Annotated in this window: 24 protein-coding genes; 14 read left to right on the top strand and 10 right to left on the bottom strand. The window is 58.8% G+C overall.

Going from position 1 to position 24481, the window contains the following annotated elements; genetic code table 11:
- Window positions 1–309 precede the first annotated feature (309 nt).
- From lptF to JZX89_RS00885, 7 genes are all read left to right on the top strand, one after another.
- Window positions 310–1479, top strand: a complete 1170-nt coding sequence (gene lptF / locus JZX89_RS00915) for an LPS export ABC transporter permease LptF (RefSeq protein WP_207132823.1) — start codon at window positions 310–312, stop codon at window positions 1477–1479.
- On the top strand, window positions 1476–2564 hold the full coding sequence (lptG, locus tag JZX89_RS00910; RefSeq protein ID WP_046798818.1) for an LPS export ABC transporter permease LptG: 1089 nt from the start codon (window positions 1476–1478) through the stop codon (window positions 2562–2564). Before lptF ends, lptG begins: the two co-directional genes overlap by 4 nt.
- Window positions 2564–4945 (top strand): LPS-assembly protein LptD, encoded by a 2382-nt coding sequence (locus JZX89_RS00905; protein ID WP_207132822.1) that lies wholly within the window; start codon window positions 2564–2566, stop codon window positions 4943–4945. The genes lptG and JZX89_RS00905 overlap by 1 nt, the downstream gene beginning before the upstream one ends.
- A 299-nt stretch (window positions 4946–5244) precedes the next feature.
- Window positions 5245–6192: a SurA N-terminal domain-containing protein gene (locus tag JZX89_RS00900; RefSeq protein ID WP_149897936.1), complete on the top strand. Its 948-nt coding sequence runs from the start codon at window positions 5245–5247 to the stop codon at window positions 6190–6192.
- Between the two features lie 26 nt (window positions 6193–6218).
- Window positions 6219–7241 carry a 4-hydroxythreonine-4-phosphate dehydrogenase PdxA gene (gene pdxA / locus JZX89_RS00895; RefSeq protein WP_207132821.1) on the top strand — a complete coding sequence of 341 codons (1023 nt, stop codon included), beginning with the start codon at window positions 6219–6221 and terminating at the stop codon, window positions 7239–7241.
- A complete protein-coding gene (gene rsmA / locus JZX89_RS00890) occupies window positions 7241–8071 on the top strand; it encodes a 16S rRNA (adenine(1518)-N(6)/adenine(1519)-N(6))-dimethyltransferase RsmA (protein WP_153513506.1) in 831 nt (276 codons plus the stop codon). The genes pdxA and rsmA overlap by 1 nt, the downstream gene beginning before the upstream one ends.
- 73 nt (window positions 8072–8144) lie before the next feature.
- Entirely contained in the window at window positions 8145–8756 is a 612-nt protein-coding gene (locus JZX89_RS00885; protein ID WP_207132820.1) for an alpha/beta hydrolase, read from the top strand.
- Window positions 8757–8769: 13 nt separating this feature from the next.
- Here the strand turns inward: JZX89_RS00885 and gmk are convergent, their stop codons facing one another.
- The 3 genes from gmk to mltG form a co-directional block, all read right to left on the bottom strand.
- Window positions 8770–9432 carry a guanylate kinase gene (gene gmk, locus JZX89_RS00880; protein ID WP_149897940.1) on the bottom strand — a complete coding sequence of 221 codons (663 nt, stop codon included), beginning with the start codon at window positions 9430–9432 and terminating at the stop codon, window positions 8770–8772.
- Between the two features lie 4 nt (window positions 9433–9436).
- Window positions 9437–10324 carry a YicC/YloC family endoribonuclease gene (locus JZX89_RS00875; protein WP_153513504.1) on the bottom strand — a complete coding sequence of 296 codons (888 nt, stop codon included), beginning with the start codon at window positions 10322–10324 and terminating at the stop codon, window positions 9437–9439.
- A 65-nt stretch (window positions 10325–10389) separates the two neighbouring features.
- Window positions 10390–11610: an endolytic transglycosylase MltG gene (gene mltG / locus JZX89_RS00870; RefSeq protein ID WP_149897942.1), complete on the bottom strand. Its 1221-nt coding sequence runs from the start codon at window positions 11608–11610 to the stop codon at window positions 10390–10392.
- On the opposite strand from mltG, the gene JZX89_RS00865 reads away from it, so the two are divergent.
- The gene (locus tag JZX89_RS00865; RefSeq protein WP_153513503.1) at window positions 11600–11782 is read left to right on the top strand and encodes a hypothetical protein; all 183 of its coding nucleotides are present in this window, start codon (window positions 11600–11602) and stop codon (window positions 11780–11782) included. The two genes, mltG and JZX89_RS00865, sit on opposite strands and share 11 nt — an antisense overlap.
- Window positions 11783–12008: 226 nt before the next feature.
- Here the strand turns inward: JZX89_RS00865 and fabF are convergent, their stop codons facing one another.
- The 4 genes from fabF to fabD all read right to left on the bottom strand — a co-directional run bounded on the left by fabF (window position 12009) and on the right by fabD (window position 15889).
- Window positions 12009–13271, bottom strand: coding sequence for a beta-ketoacyl-ACP synthase II (gene fabF, locus JZX89_RS00860; protein WP_153513502.1), 1263 nt, complete (start codon window positions 13269–13271; stop codon window positions 12009–12011).
- A gap of 250 nt (window positions 13272–13521) precedes the next feature.
- Window positions 13522–13758, bottom strand: a complete 237-nt coding sequence (locus JZX89_RS00855) for an acyl carrier protein (protein ID WP_003502080.1) — start codon at window positions 13756–13758, stop codon at window positions 13522–13524.
- Between the two features lie 351 nt (window positions 13759–14109).
- Window positions 14110–14847, bottom strand: a complete 738-nt coding sequence (gene fabG, locus JZX89_RS00850) for a 3-oxoacyl-[acyl-carrier-protein] reductase (RefSeq protein WP_149897945.1) — start codon at window positions 14845–14847, stop codon at window positions 14110–14112.
- A gap of 97 nt (window positions 14848–14944) precedes the next feature.
- A complete protein-coding gene (gene fabD, locus JZX89_RS00845) occupies window positions 14945–15889 on the bottom strand; it encodes an ACP S-malonyltransferase (RefSeq protein ID WP_149897946.1) in 945 nt (314 codons plus the stop codon).
- Window positions 15890–16110: 221 nt separating this feature from the next.
- Between fabD and JZX89_RS00840 the strand changes: the two genes are divergently transcribed.
- From JZX89_RS00840 to rplI, 6 genes are all read left to right on the top strand, one after another.
- Window positions 16111–17154: an aldo/keto reductase gene (locus tag JZX89_RS00840; RefSeq protein WP_207132819.1), complete on the top strand. Its 1044-nt coding sequence runs from the start codon at window positions 16111–16113 to the stop codon at window positions 17152–17154.
- A gap of 174 nt (window positions 17155–17328) precedes the next feature.
- The gene (locus JZX89_RS00835) at window positions 17329–17964 is read left to right on the top strand and encodes a DUF2272 domain-containing protein (RefSeq protein ID WP_207132818.1); all 636 of its coding nucleotides are present in this window, start codon (window positions 17329–17331) and stop codon (window positions 17962–17964) included.
- 266 nt (window positions 17965–18230) lie between these two features.
- Window positions 18231–18692, top strand: coding sequence for a 30S ribosomal protein S6 (rpsF, locus tag JZX89_RS00830; protein ID WP_045016900.1), 462 nt, complete (start codon window positions 18231–18233; stop codon window positions 18690–18692).
- A 13-nt stretch (window positions 18693–18705) separates the two neighbouring features.
- Window positions 18706–18954, top strand: a complete 249-nt coding sequence (gene rpsR, locus JZX89_RS00825; protein WP_003496832.1) for a 30S ribosomal protein S18 — start codon at window positions 18706–18708, stop codon at window positions 18952–18954.
- A 185-nt stretch (window positions 18955–19139) separates the two neighbouring features.
- Window positions 19140–20114 (top strand): DUF2232 domain-containing protein, encoded by a 975-nt coding sequence (locus tag JZX89_RS00820; protein WP_174372785.1) that lies wholly within the window; start codon window positions 19140–19142, stop codon window positions 20112–20114.
- Between the two features lie 14 nt (window positions 20115–20128).
- Window positions 20129–20704 carry a 50S ribosomal protein L9 gene (gene rplI, locus JZX89_RS00815; protein WP_149897951.1) on the top strand — a complete coding sequence of 192 codons (576 nt, stop codon included), beginning with the start codon at window positions 20129–20131 and terminating at the stop codon, window positions 20702–20704.
- Window positions 20705–20973: 269 nt separating this feature from the next.
- On the opposite strand, the gene JZX89_RS00810 is transcribed toward rplI, so the two are convergent.
- From JZX89_RS00810 to JZX89_RS00800, 3 genes are read right to left on the bottom strand one after another with little or no spacing between them, the layout of a single operon-like run.
- Window positions 20974–22041 carry an HlyD family secretion protein gene (locus JZX89_RS00810; RefSeq protein ID WP_153513497.1) on the bottom strand — a complete coding sequence of 356 codons (1068 nt, stop codon included), beginning with the start codon at window positions 22039–22041 and terminating at the stop codon, window positions 20974–20976.
- Window positions 22042–22060: 19 nt separating this feature from the next.
- Complete coding sequence (locus JZX89_RS00805; protein ID WP_207132817.1) at window positions 22061–23806, bottom strand: MFS transporter; 1746 nt, start codon at window positions 23804–23806, stop codon at window positions 22061–22063.
- Window positions 23803–24258 (bottom strand): MarR family winged helix-turn-helix transcriptional regulator, encoded by a 456-nt coding sequence (locus JZX89_RS00800; RefSeq protein ID WP_207132816.1) that lies wholly within the window; start codon window positions 24256–24258, stop codon window positions 23803–23805. The genes JZX89_RS00805 and JZX89_RS00800 overlap by 4 nt, the downstream gene beginning before the upstream one ends.
- Window positions 24259–24481 lie beyond the last annotated feature (223 nt).

Here is a 24481-nt window from a genome sequence, read left to right as displayed (position 1 = left end):
AATTGCATGATGCGCACGATCATGGCCTTTTCAGCCCCCGGCGCAACCCTACATTTTTTAAGGCCTGCATTGTTTAAAGGCAGACATTCCTTAAAGGTCCACATTCGTTAAAGGAATGACATTTTTGCGGATGGGCCGATTACGTCATGAAACCGACAGCTTGTTCCACAAAAAGACACAGGCGATGGAAAAAACGTCGTGCAAAACATATTTGTGAGCACGCCGGAATAGCCAATTGCAAACGATGCGATTAGATAAGCGGAAATCCGGCGGGCGATCGCACGGGAAAACAATGTCGAACAGGGCCGTATGAAGCTTCTCGAGAACTATATCCTGCGGCGGACAACGCAGATGTTTCTGGTCGCGCTGTTGCCGGTGCTCGCCATCATCTGGACCATCCAGGTTCTCCAGAGAATCAATCTCGTCACCGACACCGGTCAGTCGATGGGCTCCTTCATGGCGCTCGCGACCCTGATCTTGCCGACGCTGATCCCCGTTGTTTTGCCTTTCGCCCTCGTCATCGGCATCACCCAGACATTCACGGCGATGAACAATGATTCCGAGCTTGCCATCATCGATGCGGCCGGATCGCCGCGTTCGGTGATGTTTCGCCCGGTTCTCATTCTGGCTGCTGTTCTCAGCGCGCTTTCCTTCACCATCACCAACTTCATCGAGCCGCCGGCGCGTAACTCCGCCCGGCAGATGGTGGCTGCGGCCTATGCCGACCTCCTGTCCTCGGTGATCGAAGAAAAGACCTTCCGCACCATTCAGGACGGTCTTTATGTGCAGATCGCCCAACGCCAAGGCCGTATCCTCAAGGGCCTGTTCGTTGCCGACCGGCGCGATCCGAATTTCGATCTCATCTATTACGCCAAGGAAGGCATGATCGACGAGAGCGGCACGTCGCTGACCATGCGCGACGGCGAAGTGCAGCAGAAGACGCCTGACGGCAAGGTGTCGATCGTCAAGTTCCTGTCCTATGCCTTCGACCTTTCGACCATGTCGGAAAAGCAGGATTCGGAACCGTCGCTGTCTCCGGGCGATGCCAGCCTCGGCTTCCTTCTATCGCCAGATGAAAACAATGCGAGCTACAAGCGGTCGCCCGAAAACTTCCGCAGCGAGCTGCACAAGCGCCTGTCGGACTGGATGTTCGCCTTTGCCTTTGCGTTGATCTCGCTGGTCATCGCCGCCGATGCCCGTTCGCATCGCGAGGCGCGCATGCACCCGATGGTCGCCGCGCTGGTGACGGCCTTCATGCTGCGCTGGCTCGGTTTTTACGTCACCAATCAGGTCAAGCAGAGCGCGGCCTTCATTCCGCTGGTCTATGCCGTGCCGGGTCTCAGCGGCGCTGCGGCCGCCTTCATTCTGGTGACCGGTCGCAAACCGAGGATGCCGAAGATTATCGCGGATGCGGCGGGCCGGATGCGCCGTCTGTTCTCCAGCCGGCTGGCACGCAATTCGGGGAGCGGCAACGCATGATTTTCAACACCCTCGCCCGGTATTTCCTCAAACGATATCTGATGACGGCCGTCTGGTTCGTGCTCGGCGTATCGTCGATCATCTATCTCGCGGATTTCAGCGAGACGGCACGGCGCATGTCCAGCGTGCCGGGCTATTCGGTTCCGGGCGCACTTGGCCTGACAGCACTTCGTCTGCCGCTGATCCTGCAGCAGACCGTTCCCTTCATCGCCCTTTTCGTGGGCATGACGACGCTGATTTCGCTCAATCGACGTTACGAACTGGTTGTCACGCGCGCGGCAGGTGTTTCAGCCTGGCAATTCATCCTTCCCTTCGTCCTGGGATCCGTCCTTCTCGGCATTCTGTCCGTCGTCGTTTTGAACCCCATCGCCGCATGGGGCCAGAACCGGTCGCTGGCTATGGAAGCGGGATGGCGCAACGAAGCCAATGGCGGCCGCCAGCAGCAGATCATTCCATGGATGCGTCAGGCGAGCGGCGGCCAGGACACGATCATCGGCGCCAAGAGCTTCGAGGACAACGGAACAATGCTGCTCGACGTGGTTCTGATCCACCTCGACAAGGACGGAAACATCGTCTCGCGGCAGGATGCCAAGTCGGCAAAGTTGGAAGATGGTTACTGGCTTCTTAACGGGGTGACGGAAACGCGCGCCGGACATGTGCCAGTTCGGCAAGAGAGCACGCGGATCAGTACCAATCTGAGACGGGAATTCGTGCAAGAACGTATGACGCAGACGGAAACCGTTGCTTTCTTTGATCTTTCTCACAAGATCGAAGTTGCAAAGTCTTTTGGACTGTCTTCAAAAGCGCTTGAGACGCAGTATCATTTCCTGCTATCGACGCCCCTGCTTCTGGTTGCGATGACCTTGATCGCCGCGACCGTTTCATTAAAGTTCAGCCGCTTCGCCCAATCGCGCTCCGTGATTCTGGGTGGAATCGTTTCCGGCTTCGTGCTTTATGTAGTAACCGTGCTCGTAAGGGCATTCGGGAGTGGTGGTGTTGTCCCTCCCACCGTCGCGGTCTGGGTTCCAGTCGTCGTGGCGTTGGCTTTGGGGGCAACCATTCTGCTTCATCAGGAGGACGGCTAGTGGCGGTATATGACCGCGGGAATATCAGGCGGCTTTGGACGGCCCTTCTGACGGGTGCCGCTGTGTGCGCGTATTTGGCATCAAGCCCGGTCGCTTTCGGCCAGGGCGGGTTGCTTGCGTCTGCAAGCCAAGACGATTCGAAACTCCTGCTTACAGCAAATGAACTGACCTATAATCGCGACTCCCAGCGCGTCATCGCGAAGGGCGTGGTTCGCATGAAATATTCGGGCTACCGCATGGTTGCCCAGCAAGTGGAATATAATCAGCAGACCGGCCGTGTGATCGCGCATGGCAATATCGAGTTGATCGAGCCCGGCGGCAACAAGATCTATGCCGACGAGATGGACGTGACCGACGATTTCGGTCAGGGCTTCGTCAACGCGCTGCGCGTCGAGACCCCTGATAATACCCGCATCGCGGGTGAAAGTGCCGAACGCCTCGAAGGCGACCTGATGGTCCTGAACAACGGTGTCTACACCGCCTGTCTGCCCTGCGCCGCAAAGCCTGAAAAGGCGCCGCTCTGGCAGGTCAAGGCGGAACGCGTCGTCCAGGACGGCAAGACCCATACGATCCGGCTGGAAAAAGCCCGTCTGCAGCTTTTTGGCCATTCGATCGCCTATGTGCCGTTCCTGACGGTTCCGGACAATACGGTGAAGCGGAAGTCCGGCTTCCTGTTCCCGCAGATGAGCATTACCGACAATCTCGGTTTTGGCATCGGTGTACCCTATTTCCAGGTTCTCTCCGACACAGCGGATGTGACGGTTACGCCGACCTATTATACGACGCAGGGTCTGCTTCTGCAGGCTGAACTGCGCCAGCGTTTCGAAACCGGCATGCACACGATGACGATCGCCGGCATCAGCCAGCAGAAGTCCGATACTTTCACAGCCGGAACCAGCGACGCGCTCAACGACAATCGCGGCATGATCGCCAGCAAGGGTGATTTCACAATCAATCCCCGCTGGGCCTTCGGCTGGGATGCCATGGTGCAGACCGATAATAACTTTTCACGCACCTATAATCTCGCAGGTTACAAGGGTAGCGTTCAGACCAATCAGATTTACCTGAGCGGTGAGAGCGCGCGGAACAGTTTCGATGCACGCGGCTATTATTTCAACGTTCAGGACACGGACAATAATGAAGCCGAGGAACGTCGGCAGGCCATCGTCCATCCAGTCGTTGACTATCGTTATTTCGTGCCGGATCCGATCTATGGCGGCGAACTGTCGCTGACCACTAATTTGACCAGTATCACCCGCCTGGAACAGGACGCTTACGCGCTTGGAGGCTACTCGCGTTTCAACGGGCTCAAGGGCGACTATACCCGTCTCTCCACCGAGGCCGAGTGGAAGCGCACCTTCACGATGGATAGCGGCCTGCAGATCACGCCAATTCTGGCCGCGCGCGGCGATGCGCTGTGGACGGACATGTCGCCCTCAAGCTTTACATCGGGCGGTACGTCCTACGCCTACGAAGGCATGATGCATGACGACGTGGCGTTTCGCGGTATGGTCACCGGCGGTCTGGAAGTGCGTTATCCGTGGCTCTTCACGGCGCTCAACAGCAGCCACGTGATCGAACCGATCGCGCAGATTTTTGTGCGTCCGAACGAACAATATTCCGGCCGTCTCCCCAACGAAGATGCGCAGGCATTCGTATTCGACGCGACCAATCTGTTCGAGCGCGACAAGTTTTCCGGTTTCGACCGGATCGAAGGCGGCACCCGTGCCAATCTCGGCTTCCGTTATAACGGCACCTTCGACAACGGCTACGGCGTTCGCGCCGTTGTCGGCCAGTCTTTCCATCTGGCGGGCGAGAACTCCTTCGCATCCTATGATCTGGCTAATGTCGGTGCTGACTCAGGTCTGGAGTCCGACCGGTCGGATTACGTCGCCATGGCTGCCTTCGATGCGCCGATCGGCCTTTCGCTGTCGTCTAGCCTGCGTCTCGACAAGGACGATTTCGACATCAACCGGTCTGAGACCGGCCTCAGCTATTCTGACCGCCGCATCACCGGCAAGGTCAGCTATACCCAACTCAAGGCGCAGCCAAAATACGGTTATACCGGAGACCGCGACATCGTTCAGGCTTCCGGCATGCTGCGTATGGACGACAACTGGTCGCTGTTCGGCTCGATCAATTATGATCTGAACGGAAAATTTGCCGCCGAGCGCCGCGTCGGCATTGCCTACCAGGACGAATGCACGATCTTGACAGTCAGCTATTCCAACGAGGGCAACATCAATTCCACTCGGCAGGCCGCCAATGACTGGTCGATCAACGCCCGTCTGGCGTTCCGCACGCTCGGTGATGTCAGCATTGGTTCCGCCAACCAGGACTGGGCCGATATGGATATCGGCTGGAAGCCGAATAATTACTGAGTTTAAAGGCGGGTCACGCAGCATCGTGACCCGCCTTTTTGCCGTTCGGCCAGTAAAAGTCACGGTTTCGCCGCAACAACACGCCAGTGTCGGCCGGGTATAAACCCCTATCGGGTTTTCTTTCAACAAACCGAGACATTGCCGTCCTGCGGATCGCGATGATATATACGTGGCAAAATCGCGGCGCGGACGCGCAAATGCAGGTCTGACAGGCCGGGGAATGCGAAATTTCCACCGTCAGGCAGAACAGACTGGCGGGACAGGGAGACAGGCCCCTGCCCGACGAAAGGGAGAAGGACATGATGAATTTCGGAAAGACGGCTTTGCGTGGCGCTGCTTTCGCCTTTGCGATATTTGCCGTTCCCATGGCCGCCGTGCCCTATACCGGCCAGGCTTTCGCCGACGCCACGGTCAAGATCGTCGTCAACAAGACACCCATCACCAATGACGATATCGCCAAACGCGTCGCCTTCCTGAAGCTGCAGCGCCAGTCCGGCAATCTAAACGAAAAGGCGCGCGAGCAGCTGGTCGATGAGGCGCTGAAACGCGAGGAAATCGGCCGTGTGAAAATGTCGGTCAGCACCGATGAGGTCGATGCCGCTTTTGCGCGTTTTGCCGGCAACAACAAGATGAAACCGGATCAATTGTCGAAGGTGCTCGCACAGGCGGGCGTCGGCGCTGACCATTTCAAAGCCTTCATCGCCGTGCAGATGAGCTGGCCGCGCCTCGTCAACGCCCGTTACGGTGCGCGTGGCAAGATGTCGAACCAGGATCTCGTCACCCGCCTGAAGGAACGCGGCGACAAGCCGGTCACGACGGAATATTTCCTCCAGCAGGTCATTTTCGTCATCCCGGAATCCAAACGCAATTCCATTACCGGCAAGCGCAAGTCCGAGGCTGAAGCCTCGCGCAAGCGTTATCCCGGCTGCGACCAGGCCATGACCTTCGCAGCAACCATGCGCGACGTGGCGATCAAGGATCTTGGCCGCATTCTCGCGCCTGAACTTCCGGAAGACTGGAAGGCTTTGGTGGAAAAAACCAAGGAAGGCGGCACCACCGGCACCCGCGTGACCGAAAAGGGTGTCGAATATCTGGCCATCTGCAAGCAGCGTCAGGTTTCCGACGACTATGCGGCGGAGATGGTGTTCAAGTCCGAAGACCTGATGAAGGCCAAGGACGGCGAAAACCCGAACGAAAAGAAATATATGGATGAGCTGCGCAAGAAGGCGCAGATCGTCAACACCTGATACTGATACGAAAGCCGGGTCTTTCCGTGACACATGCATCCCTGCCGCTTGCCCTGACACAGGGAGATCCAGCCGGTATCGGCGCCGATATCGCCATCGCCGCCTGGGCCAGACGCCGGGAGAACGGTCTGCCGCCGTTCATCTTCATCGGCGATCCCGATGTGGTGGCCAGCCGTGCGGCGTTGATCGGCATGCCGGTCAATATCGAGACATGCGATGTGGCGGATGCTGTCAGCGTTTTCGACCGCGCTTTCCCGATCCTGCCTCTTCCCGTCGGGTTCGAGGTTCAGGCGGGCCAGCCGCATGTCGGCGCTGCCCATGCGACGATCAAGGCGATAGAAACCGCCGTTTCCCTGACCGTTGAGGGCAAGGCTGCAGCCGTCGTTACCAATCCGATTGCAAAATCCGTGCTTTACGAAGCGGGGTTCGGATTTCCGGGTCATACGGAATTTCTGGCCGATCTGGCTTTGCGCCTTAAGGGTGAGCAGGTGATGCCGGTGATGATGATTGCCGGCCCCAAGGTCCGCGTCGTGCCGGTCACCATCCACATCCCCGTCAAAGATGTGCCAGCGGCACTGACCGAAGAACTGATCGTCGAGACATGCCGCATTATCGATGCCGATCTGCGGCAGAAATTCGGTATAGAGGCACCCCGTCTGGCTGTTGCCGGGCTTAACCCGCATGCGGGTGAGGACGGCGCGCTTGGCACCGAGGACCGCGACGTGGTTCATCCAGCGACGATGCGGCTGCGCAAAGACGGGATCGATGCTTTCGGTCCCCTGCCCGCCGACACCATGTTCCATGACGCCGCCCGCAAACGCTATGATGTCGCCGTGTGCATGTATCACGATCAGGCACTTATTCCGGCCAAGGCGCTCGGCTTTGACGATTCGGTCAATGTCACGCTCGGCCTGCCCTTCATCCGCACCTCGCCGGACCATGGCACCGCTTTTGGCATTGCCGGCCAGGGCATCGCCAATGAGGCAAGCCTTGTGGCCGCGCTGAAAATGGCGGCGGAAATTTCCGCCCGCAGCCGGGTTGACGCATAATGGCCACCATAGATGGACTGCCGCCGCTGCGCGATGTCATTCAGCGCCATGGGCTCGATGCGAAGAAATCACTTGGGCAAAACTTCTTGTTCGATCTCAACCTCACCCAGAAGATCGCCCGGACAGCGGGGCCGCTTGAAGGCGTGACGGTGATCGAGGTCGGCCCAGGCCCCGGCGGTCTCACCCGCGCCATTCTTTCGCTCGGTGCCAAGAAGGTCATCGCCGTCGAACGCGACAGCCGTTGTCTGCCGGCGCTGGCGGAAATCGAAGCGCATTATCCCGGGCGTCTCGAAGTAATTGAGGGCGATGCCCTCAAGACCGATTTCGAGGCCATGATCCCCGCCGGTGAACCGGTGCGCATCATCGCCAACCTGCCTTACAATGTCGGCACACAATTGCTGGTCAACTGGCTTCTGCCAAAAGCGTGGCCGCCTTTCTGGCTCTCGATGACGCTGATGTTCCAGAAGGAAGTCGGCCAGCGTATCGTGGCTGAGGAAGGCGACAATCATTACGGCCGCCTCGGCGTTCTCGCCGGCTGGCGCACGGTATCGGAAATGGCCTTCGACGTGCCACCGCAGGCCTTCAGCCCGCCGCCGAAGGTGACGTCCACCGTCGTGCACCTGCTGCCCAAGGACAAGCCGCTGCCCTGCGATGTCGCCAAGCTTGAAAAAGTGACCGAAGCTGCCTTCGGTCAGCGGCGCAAGATGCTGCGCCAGAGCGTCAAGAGCCTTGGCGGCGAAACGCTGCTGGAAAAAGCGGGCATTGACCCCACACGGCGGGCGGAAACGCTGTCTGTGGAGGAATTCGTGACATTGGCGAATTGCCTGTAAATACGCTCTGTGATGCACTGTTCTGGACGGTGGGACACAGGTCCGTTGGCCCGGCGAATAGAGGAACAAGCGCGTGGAGAATGCCGGTTTTCACTATAAGCTCGACATTCCCGCCGAAACGCCCGACTGCGCGGTTGTCTTGCTGCATGGATCGGGACGAACGGAAGAAGACCTCATCTCCTTTGGCCGCGCCACCTTTCCCAATGGCATCTTATATGCGGCGAGAGGCGCTGTTCCCTGGGAGAATGGCTTCGCGTTTTTTCGCAGAAAGCCTGACAGACAGCTCGATATCGATGATCTGAAACATCAAGCTGTCAGATTATGCCGGTTTGTCACCTTCGTGTTTCAGCAGACGGGGCAAAGGCCCATTCTCGTCGGATATTCGAACGGTGCGATCATCGCGGCTGAAGCGATATGTCAGGACCGCCATCAGTCAAAGGGCGCTATCCTGCTTCGCCCCCTATCTCCGAGGAATGAACAGCCTCTTCCAAACCTCGCAGGATATCCCATACTTCTGCTTGCGGGCACCCGTGACGACCGGCGTCACCCCTCCGATGCTCCGCATCTGGCCGAGCAGCTGGCTTCAGCCGGTGCGGAGGTTGTTCTGGAGACGATCGACGCGGGCCATGGATGGGCAGAGGATGCGATGGACGAGCGACTGTCCCGTCAATGGCTGGCGCGCTGACCCGCAGCATAAATCAGAGCTGCGGCTCTTCCTCGAGCAACGCACGCACAAAGTCAAACATACCATGGCGACGGTCGCGGCGGACGCGTTCGGCTTTGACGATGGCTTCGACGGCCTCGAAGGCGGCCTGCAGATCGTCGTTGAGGATGACATAGTCATAATCGCGCCAGTGCTCGATCTCGGCGCGGGAATTGATAAGGCGGGTCTTTATCACCTCTTCTGTGTCTTCTGCCCGGCGGTGCAGGCGCGATTGCAGTTCGGTCATGGTCGGCGGCAGGATGAAGATCGAGACGACGTCGGCCTTCATCTTGTCCTGCAACTGCTCGGCGCCCTGCCAGTCGATGTCGAACAGCATGTCGCGACCGGCAGCCATCGCTACTTCCACCGGATCACGCGGCGTGCCGTAAAAATTGCCGTGGACCTCAGCCCATTCCAGCAGTTCCTCGTTGTCGCGCAGGCGCTCGAAATCGCGCTTGGAGATGAAGTGATAGTGGATACCCTCTATCTCGCTCTGGCGGCGCGGACGCGTCGTGACGCTGACGGAAAGGCTGATATTCTTGTCCTTCTCGAGCAGGTTGCGGGCAATCGTCGATTTACCCGCGCCCGATGGTGAAGAAATCACCAGCATCAGCCCTCTGCGGGCAATCGTAACGGGAGAATCATTCACCGGGGCCATGGGTCTACTCCAGATTTTGGACCTGCTCGCGGAACTGGTCGATAACCACTTTCAGCTCTATGCCTGCTGCGGTTACCGCACTGGCGTTCGATTTGGAACAGATTGTATTCGACTCGCGGTTAAATTCCTGTGCAAGAAAATCGAGCTTGCGGCCGACAGGCCCGCCATTTGCCAAAAGCTCACGCGAAGCCTGCACATGGGCGCGCAGCCGGTCGAGCTCTTCGCGCAGATCCGCCTTGGTGGCGATCAGCGCCGCCTCGGCGTGAAGACGGTCACGATCCAGCCCGTGCATGCCCTCGCCGATCAGGGCGATCTGCTGGGCAAGCCTTGCGGCGATCTGTTCCGGCTGGCGGGAAGGATCGTTTTCGATGAGCGCCACCAGCGTCTCGATCCTGTCGATCTGGCCGGACAGGATGGCAAATAGCGATGCTCCTTCCCGCTCGCGCATGTCCTTCAGCTTCTCGACGGCCGCAGCAAAACCGGCAAGCACATCGGCGTTGCGTGCGGCCTGCGCCTCAGCGTCATCTTCCGCCTCGCGAAAATCGACCAGCCCGCGCAACGACAGCAGTGTATCGAAACTCAGCGGCTTGTCTTCGACGACATCGCCAAGTTCTTTCTTGAGCGCCAGAACAGCGGCGAGAGCATCACGGTTGATGACGGCCTCCAGCCGGTTTTCCGCAATCGACAGCGACAGACCTGCCTGAATATTGCCGCGGGCAAGATGCTCGCCGGCGATTTCCCGCAGCGCCGTTTCCAGCGCTTCAAGCCCGGTCGGCAGCCGCAGCCGCACATCAAGCCCCTTGCCGTTGACCGAGCGCAACTCCCACGCCCAGCGGTAACGGCCGGATGTTCCTTCGCTGCGCGCAAAGCCGGTCATCGATTGCAATGTCATATCTGGAAGCCCCCGTCATGCCGTACGAAACCGGGCCTTGCGCTAACAAGACCCGGTAAGAATTATCAGTTATTGGCCGGTTTTTCCGCCTCTGCGCCACCCGGCTGGCCGTCGACGGCAACATCGGGACTGCCGCCGGCAGCGGCTTTTTCCGCCTCGATCTTGCGCCAGCGGCGGACATTGGCGTTATGCTCGTCCAGCGTCTTGGCAAAGACGTGACCGCCCGTGCCATCGGCAACGAAATAAATGTCATCCGTGCGCCAGGGATTGGCGACCGCCTCAAGTGCGGCCCGGCCCGGATTGGCGATGGGCGACGGCGGCAGGCCCTTGATGACATAGGTATTGAACGGCGTCTGCTTCTGCAGGTCCGACTGGTAGATCGGCCTGTCGGAAGGTTTGCCGTCACCGCCGAACAGACCGTAGATGATCGTCGGGTCGGATTGCAGCCGCATGCCTTTCTTCAGCCGGTTATAGAAGACGGAGGCGACATGGGCGCGCTCGTCATCCTTGCCGGTTTCCTTTTCGACGATCGAGGCGAGCGTCACGAATTCCTCGACGGTCTTGATCGGCAGGTCGGGGTCGCGCCGCTCCCAGATCATGTCGATCAGCTTGTCCTGCGCCGCGCTCATCTGGTTGATGATCTCTTCGCGCTTGGTGCCGCGGGTGAAGCGATAGGTATCCGGGCGAAGACTGCCCTCGTCAGGCAGGGCGGAGGGCAGCTCGCCATCCAGCACCTCGTCTGCGGCAAGGCGCGCAAACATCTGCTTGACGGTCAGGCCTTCCGGCAGCGACACGGAATAAAGGATCGACTTGCCGGATTCCAGCAGCGTCAAGATGTCCTTCATCGATGCGCCGGCCTTGATCTCGTATTCACCCGCTTTCAGCGTCTGGTCCTTCTGCAGGTAGCTACCTGTCATCAGGCGGAAAATACGGGCATTCGAAACAACGTCGTTACGTTCGAGATTATTGGCAATCTCTATGATGCCGGCGCCGTTGCGCACCGTGAAATGCGTGTTCGTCTCAAGCGGACCGGGCTCCTGGAACGCGTTGATCATGTAATAGAAAGCGGCAATGGCCAGTACGCAGACGGCAACCGCAAGCGTCATCAGAAAATTCAGGAAGATCACCAGCTGGCCATGGGCCTTGCGCGAGCGCTTGGGCGGAGCCGGCACCTTTTCCGGGCGCAGCGCCTCGGTCGGAGATTTCGGAATGATCGGGCCGCGATTGCCCTCGCTTCCACCGTCTCGTCCGTATGGTCCCTGGCTGTTCTGGTTCGTGTCGCTCACCGTCGGTCCTTTTCAGTTCGGCGTTGTCAGCGCTTTTTGCGCAGGTAATGCGGCAAAAACAGGTTCGGAATATCTTCCTGCACCACATAGAGAGATCGTGAAGTTGTCTTTGCGTCCTTCACGAATCGTCTTTTCCGGCAAAGCCGGTCAGGAACAACCTTCTGCGGCGTGAAATCGCCCACGCCGAGATAATCCTCCCGAAACCGGTAAACCGTCTCCCGTAAACGACTACAATATCGGCGCGAAAATCGAAATGGCTTTCGCAGACGCGCGATGCGTTCTTCAAAGGAAAGAGCACCCTCTTTCAGCACCCGCCGGGAGAAAGCCGCAACCGTCCGAGGCGGTTTGCGGCGCGGGTTGCCACCGCAACGGCAAAAGCCGCCGCGGCTTATATAATCTTATGCTTCGTAACGACGCAGCACGAGGGAGGCGTTGGTGCCGCCGAAGCCGAAAGAATTCGAGAGCGCCACGTTGACCTGGCGCTTGCGGGCCTTGTGCGGCACCAGATCGATCTTCGTCTCCACATCGGGATTATCGAGGTTCAGCGTCGGCGGCACGATATTATCGCGGATCGCGAGCACGGCGAAAATCGCCTCGATTGCACCCGCAGCACCGAGAAGATGGCCGGTGGCCGACTTGGTGGAAGACATGGAAATCTTCGTAGCCGAATCGCCGACAAGCCGTTCGACTGCGCCAAGCTCGATCGTATCGGCCATGGTGGAGGTGCCGTGGGCGTTGATATAGTCGATATCATCAGGCGTCAGGCCGGCGCGCTTCAGCGCCATAGCCATGCAGCGATAGGCGCCATCGCCGTCCTCGGACGGGGCCGTGATGTGGTAGGCATCGCCGGAAAGGCCATAACCGACGACTTCGGCGTAAATCTTCGCGCCGCGCGCTTTGGCGTGTTCCAGCTCTTCCAGAACGACGATGCCCGCACCCTCACCCATGACGAAACCGTCGCGGTCGCGGTCATAGGGGCGGGATGCCTTCTGCGGATCGTCGTTGTGCTGGGTGGAAAGCGCTTTGCAGGCGGCAAAACCGGCAAGCGCAATGCGGCAGACCGGTGATTCGGCACCACCGGCAACCATGACCTCGGCATCACCGAGCGCGATCAGCCGGGCGGCGTCGCCAATGGCATGCGCGCCGGTCGAGCAGGCCGTCACCACGGAATGATTCGGGCCGCGCAGCTTGTGGCGGATGGAAACCTGGCCGGATACGAGGTTGATCAGACGGCCGGGAATGAAAAATGGTGAAATACGGCGCGGACCCTTGTCGCGAAGCGTGTAACCCGCATCGACAATGCCTTCCAGGCCACCGATCCCGGAGCCGATCAGAACGCCGGTGGCAATCTGGTCTTCATCCGTTTCCGGGTGCCAGTCCGCATCGGCAAGCGCCATGTCGGCGGCGGCCATGCCATACAGGATGAAAGGATCGATCTTGCGCTGTTCCTTGGGCTCCATCCAGTCATCGGCATTGAAGGTGCCGTTGGAGCCATCACCGACGGGAATGCGGCAGGCGATCTTTGCGGGCAAATCTTCGACTTCGAACTCAGTCACGAGACGGGCGCCGTTCTGGCCGGCGAGCAGCCTTTCCCAGGTGATTTCCGTTCCGCATCCAAGAGGAGATACCATGCCGGTACCGGTGATAACGACACGCCTCATCGCCAACGCTCCGCCCTTATCCAAATCATCAGTCTCTTCTGCAATGCCGGACGCCATCGAGTGACGTTTGCGAGACGCTGCAGCATTTCGAATGTCCGCACAATCTTCGTCACGCACCGTTTCCGGCCGGGACGCTTATGCGGAGGCCGGAACGCGCGCCTGTTCGGGCACGTACCGTCTCTTTATAAAACATTGGCCCGGACGAGCCGGGCCAAGACGGGAGGATATTGCACCTCCCCATGAAGGTCGATCAGGCCTGGGCCTTCTCGATGAACTTGACGGCGTCGCCAACGGTCAGGATCGAGTCAGCTGCGTCGTCGGGAATTTCAACGCCGAATTCTTCTTCGAAAGCCATGACCAGTTCAACGGTGTCGAGCGAGTCAGCGCCCAGATCGTCAATGAAGCTGGCGCCTTCAACAACCTTGTCGGCGTCAACGCCAAGATGATCAATTACAATTTTCTTTACGCGTTCTGCGATATCGCTCATGTCGGTTTCCTCGACCTTTATTTTGAAAGGGAATGCCTTGCGGCACCCTGCCCTGTTAGAAGCCCTCATGCGCCGTTCAAATCCGGCACCGCTGGCAAACCCGTTCAACCCGGTCCAAGCTAGACATCGTCACGCAAAATCGCAACGGCTTCCTGTCTCTCCGGGACGACTGTTCACAGTCTTGGCCCGATTAACACGGTTTCAATCGGTCGAAAAGCCTGAAAACGCGCTAAGCACAGCGTATGACAGGCAATTTAGCCGGAAACCGGTCGGCGGGGCCTTGCGGCGCAAGCTACCCAACAAGGTGCTGAAATAGCGCCGCAATCGTTTTCATGACGGCTGGAAGCGCCGTCAGATCATCGCCATGCCGCCGTTGACGTGCAGGGTCTGGCCGGTCATGTAGGCTGCCTCGTTGGAAGCCAGATAAAGAACGGCAGACGCGACTTCCGCGCCGGTGCCCATGCGCTTCATGGGAATGGCGCCCATGATGGCGTCTTTCTGCTTGTCGTTCAGCTTGCCGGTCATGGCGCTTTCAATGAAGCCCGGGGCCACGCAGTTGACGGTGACGTTGCGGGTGGCGATTTCCTGCGCCAGCGACTTCGAAAAACCGATCATGCCGGCCTTGGAGGCGCAATAATTTGCCTGGCCGGGATTGCCGGTGACGCCGACGATGGAGGTGATGTTGATGATGCGGCCGAAACGGCGGCGCATCATCGGGTGCGTCAGCTCACGCGTCAGGCGGAACATGGCGGTCAGGTTCACTTCGATGACGTTGTCCCAGTCATCGTCGCTCATGCGCACGAAGAGGCCGTCCTTGGTGATACCGGCATTGTTGACGAGAATATCGACGCCTTCCAGCTCGGCTTCGGCCTTTTCGCCGAGCGCCTTGACTTCGGCACGGTCGGAAAGGTTAGCCGGGAAAATCTTGACGCGATCGCCAAGTTCCGCCGCCAGCGCCTCGAGTTTTTCAACGCGCGTGCCGTGCAGGCCGACGGTTGCGCCCTGTTTGTGCAGAAGGCGGGCGATTTCCTCGCCGATGCCGCCGGTCGCGCCGGTAACGAGAGCCTTGCGGCCTGTCAGATCTAACATGTCCTGTTCCTTCTTTAGAGCAACTCCGCAGGAAATTTTGCGGTTCTGCATCGGGAATTGTCAAAAACAAAAAAGCCATTGCGGGCGAAACCCGCTATCAGCCTATCAGAGTGGCAAGAAGCTGGTCGATATCGGCAGCGCCGTTGACGGCAACGCCGTTCACGGTCTTGTCGATGCGGCGGGCAAGGCCCGTCAGCACCTTGCCGGAGCCGATCTCGTAAAGCTGGGTCACGTTGTTGGCGGCAAACCACTCCACCGTCTCGCGCCAGCGTACCTGGCCCGTCACCTGCTCTACCAGCAAAGCGGCGATCTCATTGGCGTCGGAAACGGGAGCGGCACGCACATTGGCGATAACAGGCACGACTGGATTGTTCTTTTCGACCTTGGCCAGCGCCTCACGCATGGCTTCCGCAGCCGGCGCCATCAGCGCGGAGTGGAAGGGCGCGGAAACCGGCAGCATGATGGCGCGCTTGGCACCCTTTTCGGAAGCGATCGCGGCGGCTTTCTCGACAGCGGCCTTGGAGCCGGAAATGACCAGCTGGCCGCCGCCATTATCATTGGCGATCTGGCAGACGCCGAGAACACCGGCCTCGTCGCAGATTGCCGAAACCACATCATGCTCCAGCCCGATGATCGCCGCCATCGCGCCTTCGCCGACAGGCACGGCGGCCTGCATGGCGTTGCCGCGGATGCGCAGAAGCCGCGCGGTATCGGCAATCGAAAAAGTGCCGGCGGCACAGAGCGCCGAATATTCGCCGAGCGAATGGCCGGCAACATAAGAAACAGCGTCGGACAGTTTCAGGCCGCGCGCTTCGAGAACCCGCATGACCGCCATGGACACCGCCATGAGGGCGGGCTGGGCGTTCGCCGTTAGCGTCAGCGTTTCTTCCGGGCCGTTCCACATGATATCGGAAAGCTTCTGGCCGAGCGCCTCATCAACTTCCGCAAACACGGCGCGCGCCTCGACATAGGTATCGGCAAGTTCCTTGCCCATGCCGACGGCCTGGCTTCCCTGACCGGGAAATGTGAATGCAATACCCATGGGATGTGGTCCTTCTTTTCTGGATTGCCCTTATTCCAGCGACTTCCATTCACATTCCGGCCAGCGGTGTCAAGACTTGACGCCCTGCGGCAGGCGCATCCGCAGGGTTTTGCCACCCTATTCACTCTTTCTTTTAGTCATATTTTTTCTTGCACTGCGGCAATTCCCTATTACTTTCATGCGACCTTTCACACCATCTCGCCAAGCACCGGGACATTTCCATGAAACAGAGACTATTGGGCCGCACGGGTATATCCGTGTCCGAAATTTGCCTTGGCACCATGACGTGGGGCACGCAGAACACTGAAGCCGAGGCGCATGCGCAGATGGATTACGCCGTCGAAAACGGCGTCAATTTCTTCGACACGGCCGAGCTTTACCCCACCACCCCCGTTTCCGCCGAAACGCAGGGGCGGACGGAAGAATATATCGGCACATGGTTCGAAAAGACCGGCAAGCGCGATCAGGTGGTGCTCGCCACCAAGGTCGCCGGTTCGGGGCGCGACTATATTCGCGGTGGCCGCGATATCGATGCGAGCGCCATCCGCGAGGCGGTGGATACCAGCCTTGCACGTCTGAAGACTGACTATATCGACCTCTACCAGATCCACTGGCCTAACCGCGGCACCTACCACTTCCGCGGCGCCTGGGGTTTCGATGCCTCCGGCCAGGACAAGGAGCGCACGATCGCCGAAATCACGGAAAAGCTCGATACGCTCGGCGAACTGGTGAAAGCCGGCAAGATCCGCGCCATCGGCCTCTCCAACGAAAGCGCCTGGGGCACGCAGAAATATATCGACATCGCCGAGGCCCGTGGCCTGCCGCGCGTCGCCACCATCCAGAACGAATATAATCTGCTCTATCGCAGCTTCGATCTGGACATGTCGGAAGTCGCTCATCACGAGGATGTCGGCCTGCTCGCTTATTCGCCACTGGCGGCCGGACTTCTCACCGGCAAATACCAGAATGGCGCATATCCGGCGGGATCCCGCGGCACCATCAACAGGGAGCTCGGCGGCCGCCTGCAGCCGTATCAGGAAGCGCCGGTCAAGGCCTATCTGGAGCTTGCGGCGCAACATGGGCTCGATCCGGCGCAGCTCGCGATCGCATTTTGCCTCACCCGCCCCTTCATGGCCTCGGCCATCATCGGCGCGACGACGAACGAGCAGTTGAAGGTGGATATTGCGGCTGCGGATGTGAAGCTGTCAGAAGAGGTGCTGAAGGGGATTGCGGCGATCCATCGGAAGTATCCGATGGCGATCTAAACTATCCCCGGGCCCTAAATTCAAATAAAACCATCTTTCAATACCAATTGAATTCTGTATTATTATGTTCACCGGCGCGTATATCGGTACACGCCGGTGAACTTCATAAATAGATAAAATAATTGACCGGATTTTTTACAAAAATAACAAATATATTACAATTGGGAGAATTCGATGGCCAAGACAGTCTCAGATATTCTCAATGTTGCCGATCAGGAGTGGAAGCACTGGGGAAACTCCACATGGAACCTTTCTACTGACGCCAAACACATCCGGCACAAGGATGACGACCGCATATTCGCAAAATACGTCATCAAGAACTATAATTCCGTTGGAGGTGGAACGCCGACGGAGGATGATGTTATGAACGACCACTATTTCTGGTCGGCCGTCGGAATTTCCTACGTGTTCCATGCCGCGCAATTCAGCAAGAAAGAGTTTCCTTTCGCGGAATCGCATTCCGTATGGATTCGCCATTTCATAAAAGCGCGTAAGCAAAACTCGACGAGCGCCCTCTATCACGGATACCGGCTGAAGGAGGCTGGTGCGACCCCGGATGTCGGCGATATCGTTGGCTACACCTATGACAAAGTCAGCTTCCAGCAAGCGCAGGGTTATTATGACAAGGTGGGCAGCTATAAGTCCCATACCGATATTGTCGTTGCCAGACGACCGGGCGAAATCGACGTCATAGGCTTCAATGTTCTCGACTCGGTGACAAAGAAAACGATCCCGCTCAGTGAAAGCGGCCATATCGCCGATACCAGGCATAAATGGTTCGTCGTTCTGAAGAAAAACGCGCTTAACTGACAAAACCATTGCCAAAACGTGAAAAATCCGTATAAGCGCGCTGTTCACAACACCCGGTCCAATTGGCTGGTGGCTGAACGGAGGGCTGGTTTCGGTAACGAAACAGCAGGAACCATAAGGTTTTTCCGGCCTCCCGTGTCTCCGCTCTCGACCGTCTCGAACAACGCTTTTCTTGCTTTAAGGCTTTATCGCCTAACCAGGAGCAGTCGTTGAGGCTTAGCGCCGTTGCCGGGTGAAGGATGAAACGCAAGAAAGGCAAAGCTTAAATGGCTCTTTACGAACACATCTTCCTTGCCCGGCAGGATATTTCTGCCCAGCAGGTCGACGCACTTGTCGAGCAGTACAAGGGCGTTATCGAATCGTTCGGCGGTAAAGTCGGACGCGTCGAGAACTGGGGTCTGAAGTCCCTTACCTACCGCATCAAGAAGAACCGCAAGGCTCACTACGCTCTCATGGACATCGACGCTCCGGCGCCTGCGATCCATGAAATCGAGCGTCAGATGCGCATCAACGAAGACGTTCTTCGCTACATGACCATCGCCGTCGAAGCCCACGAAGAAGGCCCGTCCGCGATGATGCAGAAGCGCGATCGTGACGACCGTCCGCGCCGTGACGGCGACCGTCCGGACCGTGGCCCGCGCGAAGATCGTGGTCCGCGTCCGCCGCGTGAAGGTGGCTTCGGCGACCGCGAAGATCGTCCGCGCCGTCCGCGCGAAGACCGTGCATAAGGAGAATTGACCAATGGCTGATACATCCTCTTCCCAGGCACGCCGCCCGTTCCACCGCCGTCGCAAGACGTGCCCTTTCTCCGGCGCAAACGCTCCGAAGATCGACTACAAGGACGTTCGTCTGCTGCAGCGCTACATTTCCGAGCGCGGCAAGATCGTTCCTTCCCGCATCACGGCCGTTTCCCAGAAGAAGCAGCGCGAACTCGCCCAGGCGATCAAGCGCGCCCGTTTCCTCGGCCTGCTGCCTTACGTCGTAGCGTAATGAATTAAAGCGAGGCTGCGTTTTGGCGCGGCCTCGTTTTCTCTAAAGCAACTGACTTTTAATCAGTAGGTTGCGAGTTCAAATCCTTCCGCGTTGGGCGCGGATCGATACCATAAAACCCATGTTGGGGATGACGCTCCTTAGGAACGATCCTCTAACTGCTTAAGTTTCAGCAGGACAGCGAAGTGCAAAAGTTGAACCAGACAGTGCTGATCTCCGGCGTTCTCGCCGGCATATGCGCCGCGTTTTTAACGCTTGGCGCAACGGCACAGTCGTCCTTTTCCTTCCTGCTCTACGCCGGATCGGCCATGCCGATCTTCATCGCCGGGATGGGCTGGGGCAACCGCGCCGCCATCGTCGCGATCATCACCACCGCCATTATCGGCGCGCTGGTCATGTCGCCGCTTTTCGCGCTCACCATCGCCATCTTCACGCTGATCCCGGCGGGCTGGCTTTCGCATCTTGCCAATCTGGCGCGCCCGGCCTCCGAACTCGGCGGTCCGGATGATCTGCTTGCATGGTATCCGCTGTCCGGCATCGTGCTGCACCTGTGCATTCTGGTCTCTGTCGCCGTCATCATACTCGGCTGGATGATCGGCTACGGTCCCGATCTCGTCGCCCGCATCGTCGACCTGATGATGACGTCAGTGCAGAGCCGCGAGCCGCTGTTCGAGGCCAATGCCGAGGCGCTGACGCAGACGAAATCGCTGCTGGTGTTGATGTTGCCGATCGTTCAGGGCGGTCTGTGGGTCATTCTGTTGTTTGCGGCCTATTATTTTGCGGCCCGGCTGGTCGGGTCCTTCGGCAAGGGCCTTCGCCCGCGCGAAGACATCGCGTCTGCGCTGCGCATGCACCGCAACGCCATCTTCATTTTTCTCGGCGGCATCGTCGCCATGTTCTTCGGGGGCGTTGCCGCCATGGTCGGCGCGGTCATCTGCGGCACCTTCGGCGCGGGCTTCCTGATGGCGGGGTTTGCCTCGCTGCATAAAAAGGCGCGCGGAAAGGATTGGCGGCTGCCGGTTCTCATCCTCGCTTATCTCTCGGCGGTCTTTGTCTTTCCGCTGTTCATCATTCTCGTGCTCGGCTTGAGCGACGTGCGCAGCACGATCTCTCTGACGCCTGCACGGAAAACCGACACAACGAACGAAACCAAACCATAGAAAGGATCAAGAAGATGGACGTCATTCTTCTCGAACGTATCAACAAGCTCGGCCAGATGGGCGAAACCGTCAAGGTTCGCGACGGTTACGCGCGTAACTTCCTGCTGCCGCAGGGCAAGGCGCTGCGCGCCAACGCCGCCAACAAGACCCGTTTCGAAACCGAGCGCGCAACGCTTGAAGCCCGTAACCTCGAGCGCAAGTCGGAAGCCCAGAAGGTTGCCGAAGCGCTTGAAGGCAAGTCCTTCATCGTCGTCCGTTCGGCTGGCGAAACCGGCCAGCTGTACGGCTCTGTCGCTGCTCGCGACGTCGTCGATATCCTGGCTGCCGAAGGCTTCAACATCGGCCGCAACCAGGTTGAACTGAACACGCCGATCAAGACCATCGGCCTGCACGACGTTACCCTGCACCTGCACGCCGAAGTCGAGCTTCAGGTTTCGCTGAACGTTGCCCGTTCCGCCGAAGAAGCCGAACGCCAGTCCAAGGGCGAAAGCCTCACCTCCGCCGACGCCATCTACGGCGTTGACGAAGACGCACTGCGTCCGGAAGACTTCTTCGATCCGGAAGCTGACGGCAACGGCGACGACGAATAAGACTTGGCCTAGCGGCCATAAGGAAAACCCCGGATGGAAGCATCCGGGGTTTTTTTGTATTTTGGGATGTTGAGTGTGTGGAGAGGTTCACCCCCCTCTGCCCTGCCGGGCATCTCCCCCACAAGGAGGGAGATCGGCAAGGCGATATTACGTCGCTACATTCGCAGCGTTGAGATGATCGAGCGGTAGCCGCCTGTCGATCTCCCCCCTTGTGGGGGAGATGTCCGGCAGGACAGAGGGGGGTAACCTCTCCGCACCCTCAACACCCGCTACCTCGCCGCCGTCTCCGCCCCCTCAACCGCCGCGCTTTTATCCACATGCACCACCACCGACATGCCCGGCGACAGATCCGCCGCCAGCGGCTGATCCGCATCGATCGCGATGCGAACTCCAAGTCGTTGGGCGATCTTCACGAAATTGCCCGTCGCATTGTCGGGCTTGATGACCGCGAATTCCGATCCGGTGGCCGGCGAGAACCGCTCGACACGGCCGTTGAGCTTGCGGCGATGCAGCGCATCTACCGAGATCGTTACCGGCTGGCCGACCTGCATGCCAGCAAGCTGGGTTTCCTTGAAGTTGGCGATGACCCAGACATCATGCGGCACGACAGCCATCAATTGCGTGCCGGCGGTGACATATTGGCCGGTGCGCACGCCGACTTCGCCGAGCCTGCCGTCCACCGGCGCGTGGATTTCGGTATTGTCGAGGTCGATTTTAGCGAGTTCGACGGCGGCTTCGGCATTGGCGACAGCGGCTTGCAGCGAGCTGCGATTGACGATGATCGTCTGCAAATCCTGCCGCGAAACTTCGAGGGCGGCTTTCGCCTGCGACAGGGATGCCCGGGCCTTTTCAAGCGCGGCATGCGCCTCTTCCTGCAGGCTGGAGGTTCCGACGCCGCTTTTGATGAGATTATCCTGCCGGTCGGATGCCAGTTGCGCCTGTTTCAGCGAAGCCCCGGCGCTGTCGACAGCCGCCTGACTGGAGAGAATATTGGCATTGGCGGCGTTTTCCTGCTGGCGGGAATTGTCGAGCGCCGCCTTTTGCGTATCGAGCGATGCAGCCGCCTGCGCCTGTTTCTGCCGGTAGATGCGATCGTCGATCTTTGCCAGCAACGTGCCCTGTTTGACCTCCTGATAGTCCTTGACCGGCACATCGACGACATAACCGCTGACCTGCGGGCTCATGGTCGTGACGTAACCGCGCACGAAGGCATTGTCGGTCATTTCCACGGTGGAGAGAAACGGCGGCAGCCGCCAGGCGTAAAGCACGAGCGCTATGCCGGCGAGACCGCCGAGCAGCACGAGAATGGAAACGGGGGTAAAAAACTTCTTCAGCATTTTGTCACTCTTGGAATGTTCAAGACTGTAGTGCCGGTGCGGCTTCGACATTGTCCCGGAAAAGGAACGGACGGATGCGCATCCATGCAAGGTGGAGTAAAAGCGCTGCCAGCGCCAGCGCCGAAACAACCGATATCAGCAGGAATGTGTCGTTATAGGCGAGCACATAGGCCTCCCTGCTGACCTGCTGTCCCAGAAGCGACAGCCCCTCGGCCTTCAGCAGCGCCGGATCGGTGATGACATGGCTGTAAGCGCCGGAAAGCTGGGATACGCGCTGGGCGACCACGGGGTTGGTGAGCAGGATATTTTCCACCAGAACGTTGGAATGGAATTTTTCGCGCAGCGTCACGAAACTGCCGAGCAACCCGGTCATCAGCATCGAACCTGTGATCTGGGTGAACAGGAAGATGGCGATGAAATTCACCAGATAGGGCGCGCCACGCGCAAGTGCTGCGGCAAATCCCTTGGACATGACGGGCGGCAGGAACATGGCAGCGCCGAAGGCGATCATCATCTGGCTGAGGTACATCTCCGCCGGCCGCGTCAGATTGGTGGACTGGCTGTCCATGAACGAGCCGGCCGCAATCAGCGTCAGCGCGATCACATGGGCCGTATCGACATATTTCGTCAGCATCAGCCAGGCGCAGGCCGCACCGCCAAGCACCGTCGCCAGCAGCACCAGCGCATAAAGCGTCGTCGTCTGTTCGTTCAGCAGGCCAAGTTGCTGGTAAAAGCCGACCGCCGTTGAGGATTGCTCGGATGAAACCGCGCGGTAGACGAGCAGGACAGCGATAACATGCAGGTTGGTTTTCGAGAAAATCCAGCGCAGGTCGAGCAGTGGGTTCTTGCGCGGCAATTCAATGAAGGCCATGAGCGTCAGGAGCGCGATCGACGTCGCCAGAAGCACGCCCAGCCACCATGTTTCGAACCACCAGTAGAACCGGCCGAGCGTCAGCATGACCGCCAGACAACCGAGACCGCCCGCAAACAGCAGATAGCTCAGAATATCCATGCGCTCGATGACTTTGGCGCGCGGCGGCGGCGTGACTTTCAGCACATAGATCATGGCGAAGGAGATCAGCGCAAAGCCCACTTCCATGGAATACAGCGCGTTCCACCCGCCGATTTCCAGCAGGGACGGAGAAACCATGCGCGCGATGGGTGCCGACAGCAATGTGCCTGTCAGCGCAATACTGAAACCGAGCGAGAATTTCCGCGCCGGCGGAAAGGCCTCGAGAATATAAAGGAATCCAAGTGACGAGATCGGCGCGGCGGCCATGCCGCTGACGAAACGGATCACGGTTGCCGAATGCAGGTCCGTCACGAACAGATTGAGACAGGAAGCGACGACAAAGGTGATGATCGAGACTTCTGCAAAGGGTCGCAGGCCATATTGCGCCCTGATCTTGAAGAGCGCGATGGAAAACGTGGCATAGGGTGCCATATAGGCGGCGGAAAGCCATGCCACCTCAGCCACCGTGGCGGAAAATTCGCCCTGTAACTGGTAGATATTGGCCATGACGAGGTTCATGCCCAGACCCTGGGTTATGAAGAACGACAGGCCTGCAAAAATGAAACACAGCCGCAGCCACACCGGCCGCTCAACCGGCTGCGGTGCGGCGGGAACAGCAGGTTCCGTCGAGATCTCACCACCATCGGCATCGCTCGCCGTTTGAGTGGTAGCCACGGTTTCCTCTGGCCTGACAACAGTCACATCCTTTTCAGCGGCAGCTTCGTCCGTGGTCTGCGGCAACACGGTGCTCATGATTGCACCCTCCCGGCCGCAAGGTTTTGCAGATTGGTCGAAAGCCGCCGCATCACATCCAGCGTCTTGGCCAGATCCTCAGAGGAAATATCGGCGGTGATTTCCGAGCGCAGCGTCTTTGCCACCGCCTGCACCGCGCCGGAGGTCTTTTCACCCTCTTCCGTCATGTGGATGCGCTTGGCGCGGCGGTCGTTTTCATCGGAGCGGCGTTCGATAAGGTTCTGTTTTTCCATGCCATCGAGAACCCGCACCAGCGTCGGAGTTTCGATTTCCATTTCTTCGGCAAGCTCGGTCTGCGTCAGCGGGCCACGCCGCGACAGGGCAAAAAGCGCACGGGCACGCGCCAGCGTCAGGCCGCTTTCCCCTACCCGCGCATCAAAAAACGCGCGCAGTTTGCGGGTGAAAGCGGAAACCTCATCGAGAAGCTGTTCCTTGTCGGTCTCGCGGGACATGTCAGCAAGCCTTATAATTAGCACACTACTTATTTTCTGCCTATTTATTCGTAAGCCTGACGATTTTCAAGTTTCTTTCATGCCGGGTCTGCTATGCGGTAAACTCATGGCAGCGAATCACGTTGCCGGAAAATTCCGGCGCCTTGTCCCCACCCGCCTGTGGATTGCTGGGGACAACTGAAGATGTGATCCAGCTTTACAGAGCGGACGTCAGCCTGCCGTA

Origin of the sequence: Agrobacterium burrii, assembly GCF_017313405.1 — a bacterium.
GTDB classification, from domain to species: Bacteria; Pseudomonadota; Alphaproteobacteria; order Rhizobiales; family Rhizobiaceae; genus Agrobacterium; species Agrobacterium burrii.
Note: the sequence above shows the minus strand (reverse complement) of the source record. Positions and strands in the feature narration are given on the sequence as shown.

Coding starts and splice junctions, on each gene's coding strand:
- lptF (WP_207132823.1), top strand. CDS start 310: ATGAAGCTTCTCGAGAACTATATCCTGCGGCGGACAACGCAGATGTTT.
- lptG (WP_046798818.1), top strand. CDS start 1,476: ATGATTTTCAACACCCTCGCCCGGTATTTCCTCAAACGATATCTGATG.
- JZX89_RS00900 (WP_149897936.1), top strand. CDS start 5,245: ATGATGAATTTCGGAAAGACGGCTTTGCGTGGCGCTGCTTTCGCCTTT.
- rsmA (WP_153513506.1), top strand. CDS start 7,241: ATGGCCACCATAGATGGACTGCCGCCGCTGCGCGATGTCATTCAGCGC.
- gmk (WP_149897940.1), bottom strand. CDS start 9,432: ATGGCCCCGGTGAATGATTCTCCCGTTACGATTGCCCGCAGAGGGCTG.
- JZX89_RS00875 (WP_153513504.1), bottom strand. CDS start 10,324: ATGACATTGCAATCGATGACCGGCTTTGCGCGCAGCGAAGGAACATCC.
- fabF (WP_153513502.1), bottom strand. CDS start 13,271: ATGAGGCGTGTCGTTATCACCGGTACCGGCATGGTATCTCCTCTTGGA.
- JZX89_RS00855 (WP_003502080.1), bottom strand. CDS start 13,758: ATGAGCGATATCGCAGAACGCGTAAAGAAAATTGTAATTGATCATCTT.
- fabG (WP_149897945.1), bottom strand. CDS start 14,847: ATGTTAGATCTGACAGGCCGCAAGGCTCTCGTTACCGGCGCGACCGGC.
- fabD (WP_149897946.1), bottom strand. CDS start 15,889: ATGGGTATTGCATTCACATTTCCCGGTCAGGGAAGCCAGGCCGTCGGC.
- JZX89_RS00840 (WP_207132819.1), top strand. CDS start 16,111: ATGAAACAGAGACTATTGGGCCGCACGGGTATATCCGTGTCCGAAATT.
- JZX89_RS00835 (WP_207132818.1), top strand. CDS start 17,329: ATGGCCAAGACAGTCTCAGATATTCTCAATGTTGCCGATCAGGAGTGG.
- rpsF (WP_045016900.1), top strand. CDS start 18,231: ATGGCTCTTTACGAACACATCTTCCTTGCCCGGCAGGATATTTCTGCC.
- rpsR (WP_003496832.1), top strand. CDS start 18,706: ATGGCTGATACATCCTCTTCCCAGGCACGCCGCCCGTTCCACCGCCGT.
- rplI (WP_149897951.1), top strand. CDS start 20,129: ATGGACGTCATTCTTCTCGAACGTATCAACAAGCTCGGCCAGATGGGC.
- JZX89_RS00810 (WP_153513497.1), bottom strand. CDS start 22,041: ATGCTGAAGAAGTTTTTTACCCCCGTTTCCATTCTCGTGCTGCTCGGC.
- JZX89_RS00805 (WP_207132817.1), bottom strand. CDS start 23,806: ATGAGCACCGTGTTGCCGCAGACCACGGACGAAGCTGCCGCTGAAAAG.
- JZX89_RS00800 (WP_207132816.1), bottom strand. CDS start 24,258: ATGTCCCGCGAGACCGACAAGGAACAGCTTCTCGATGAGGTTTCCGCT.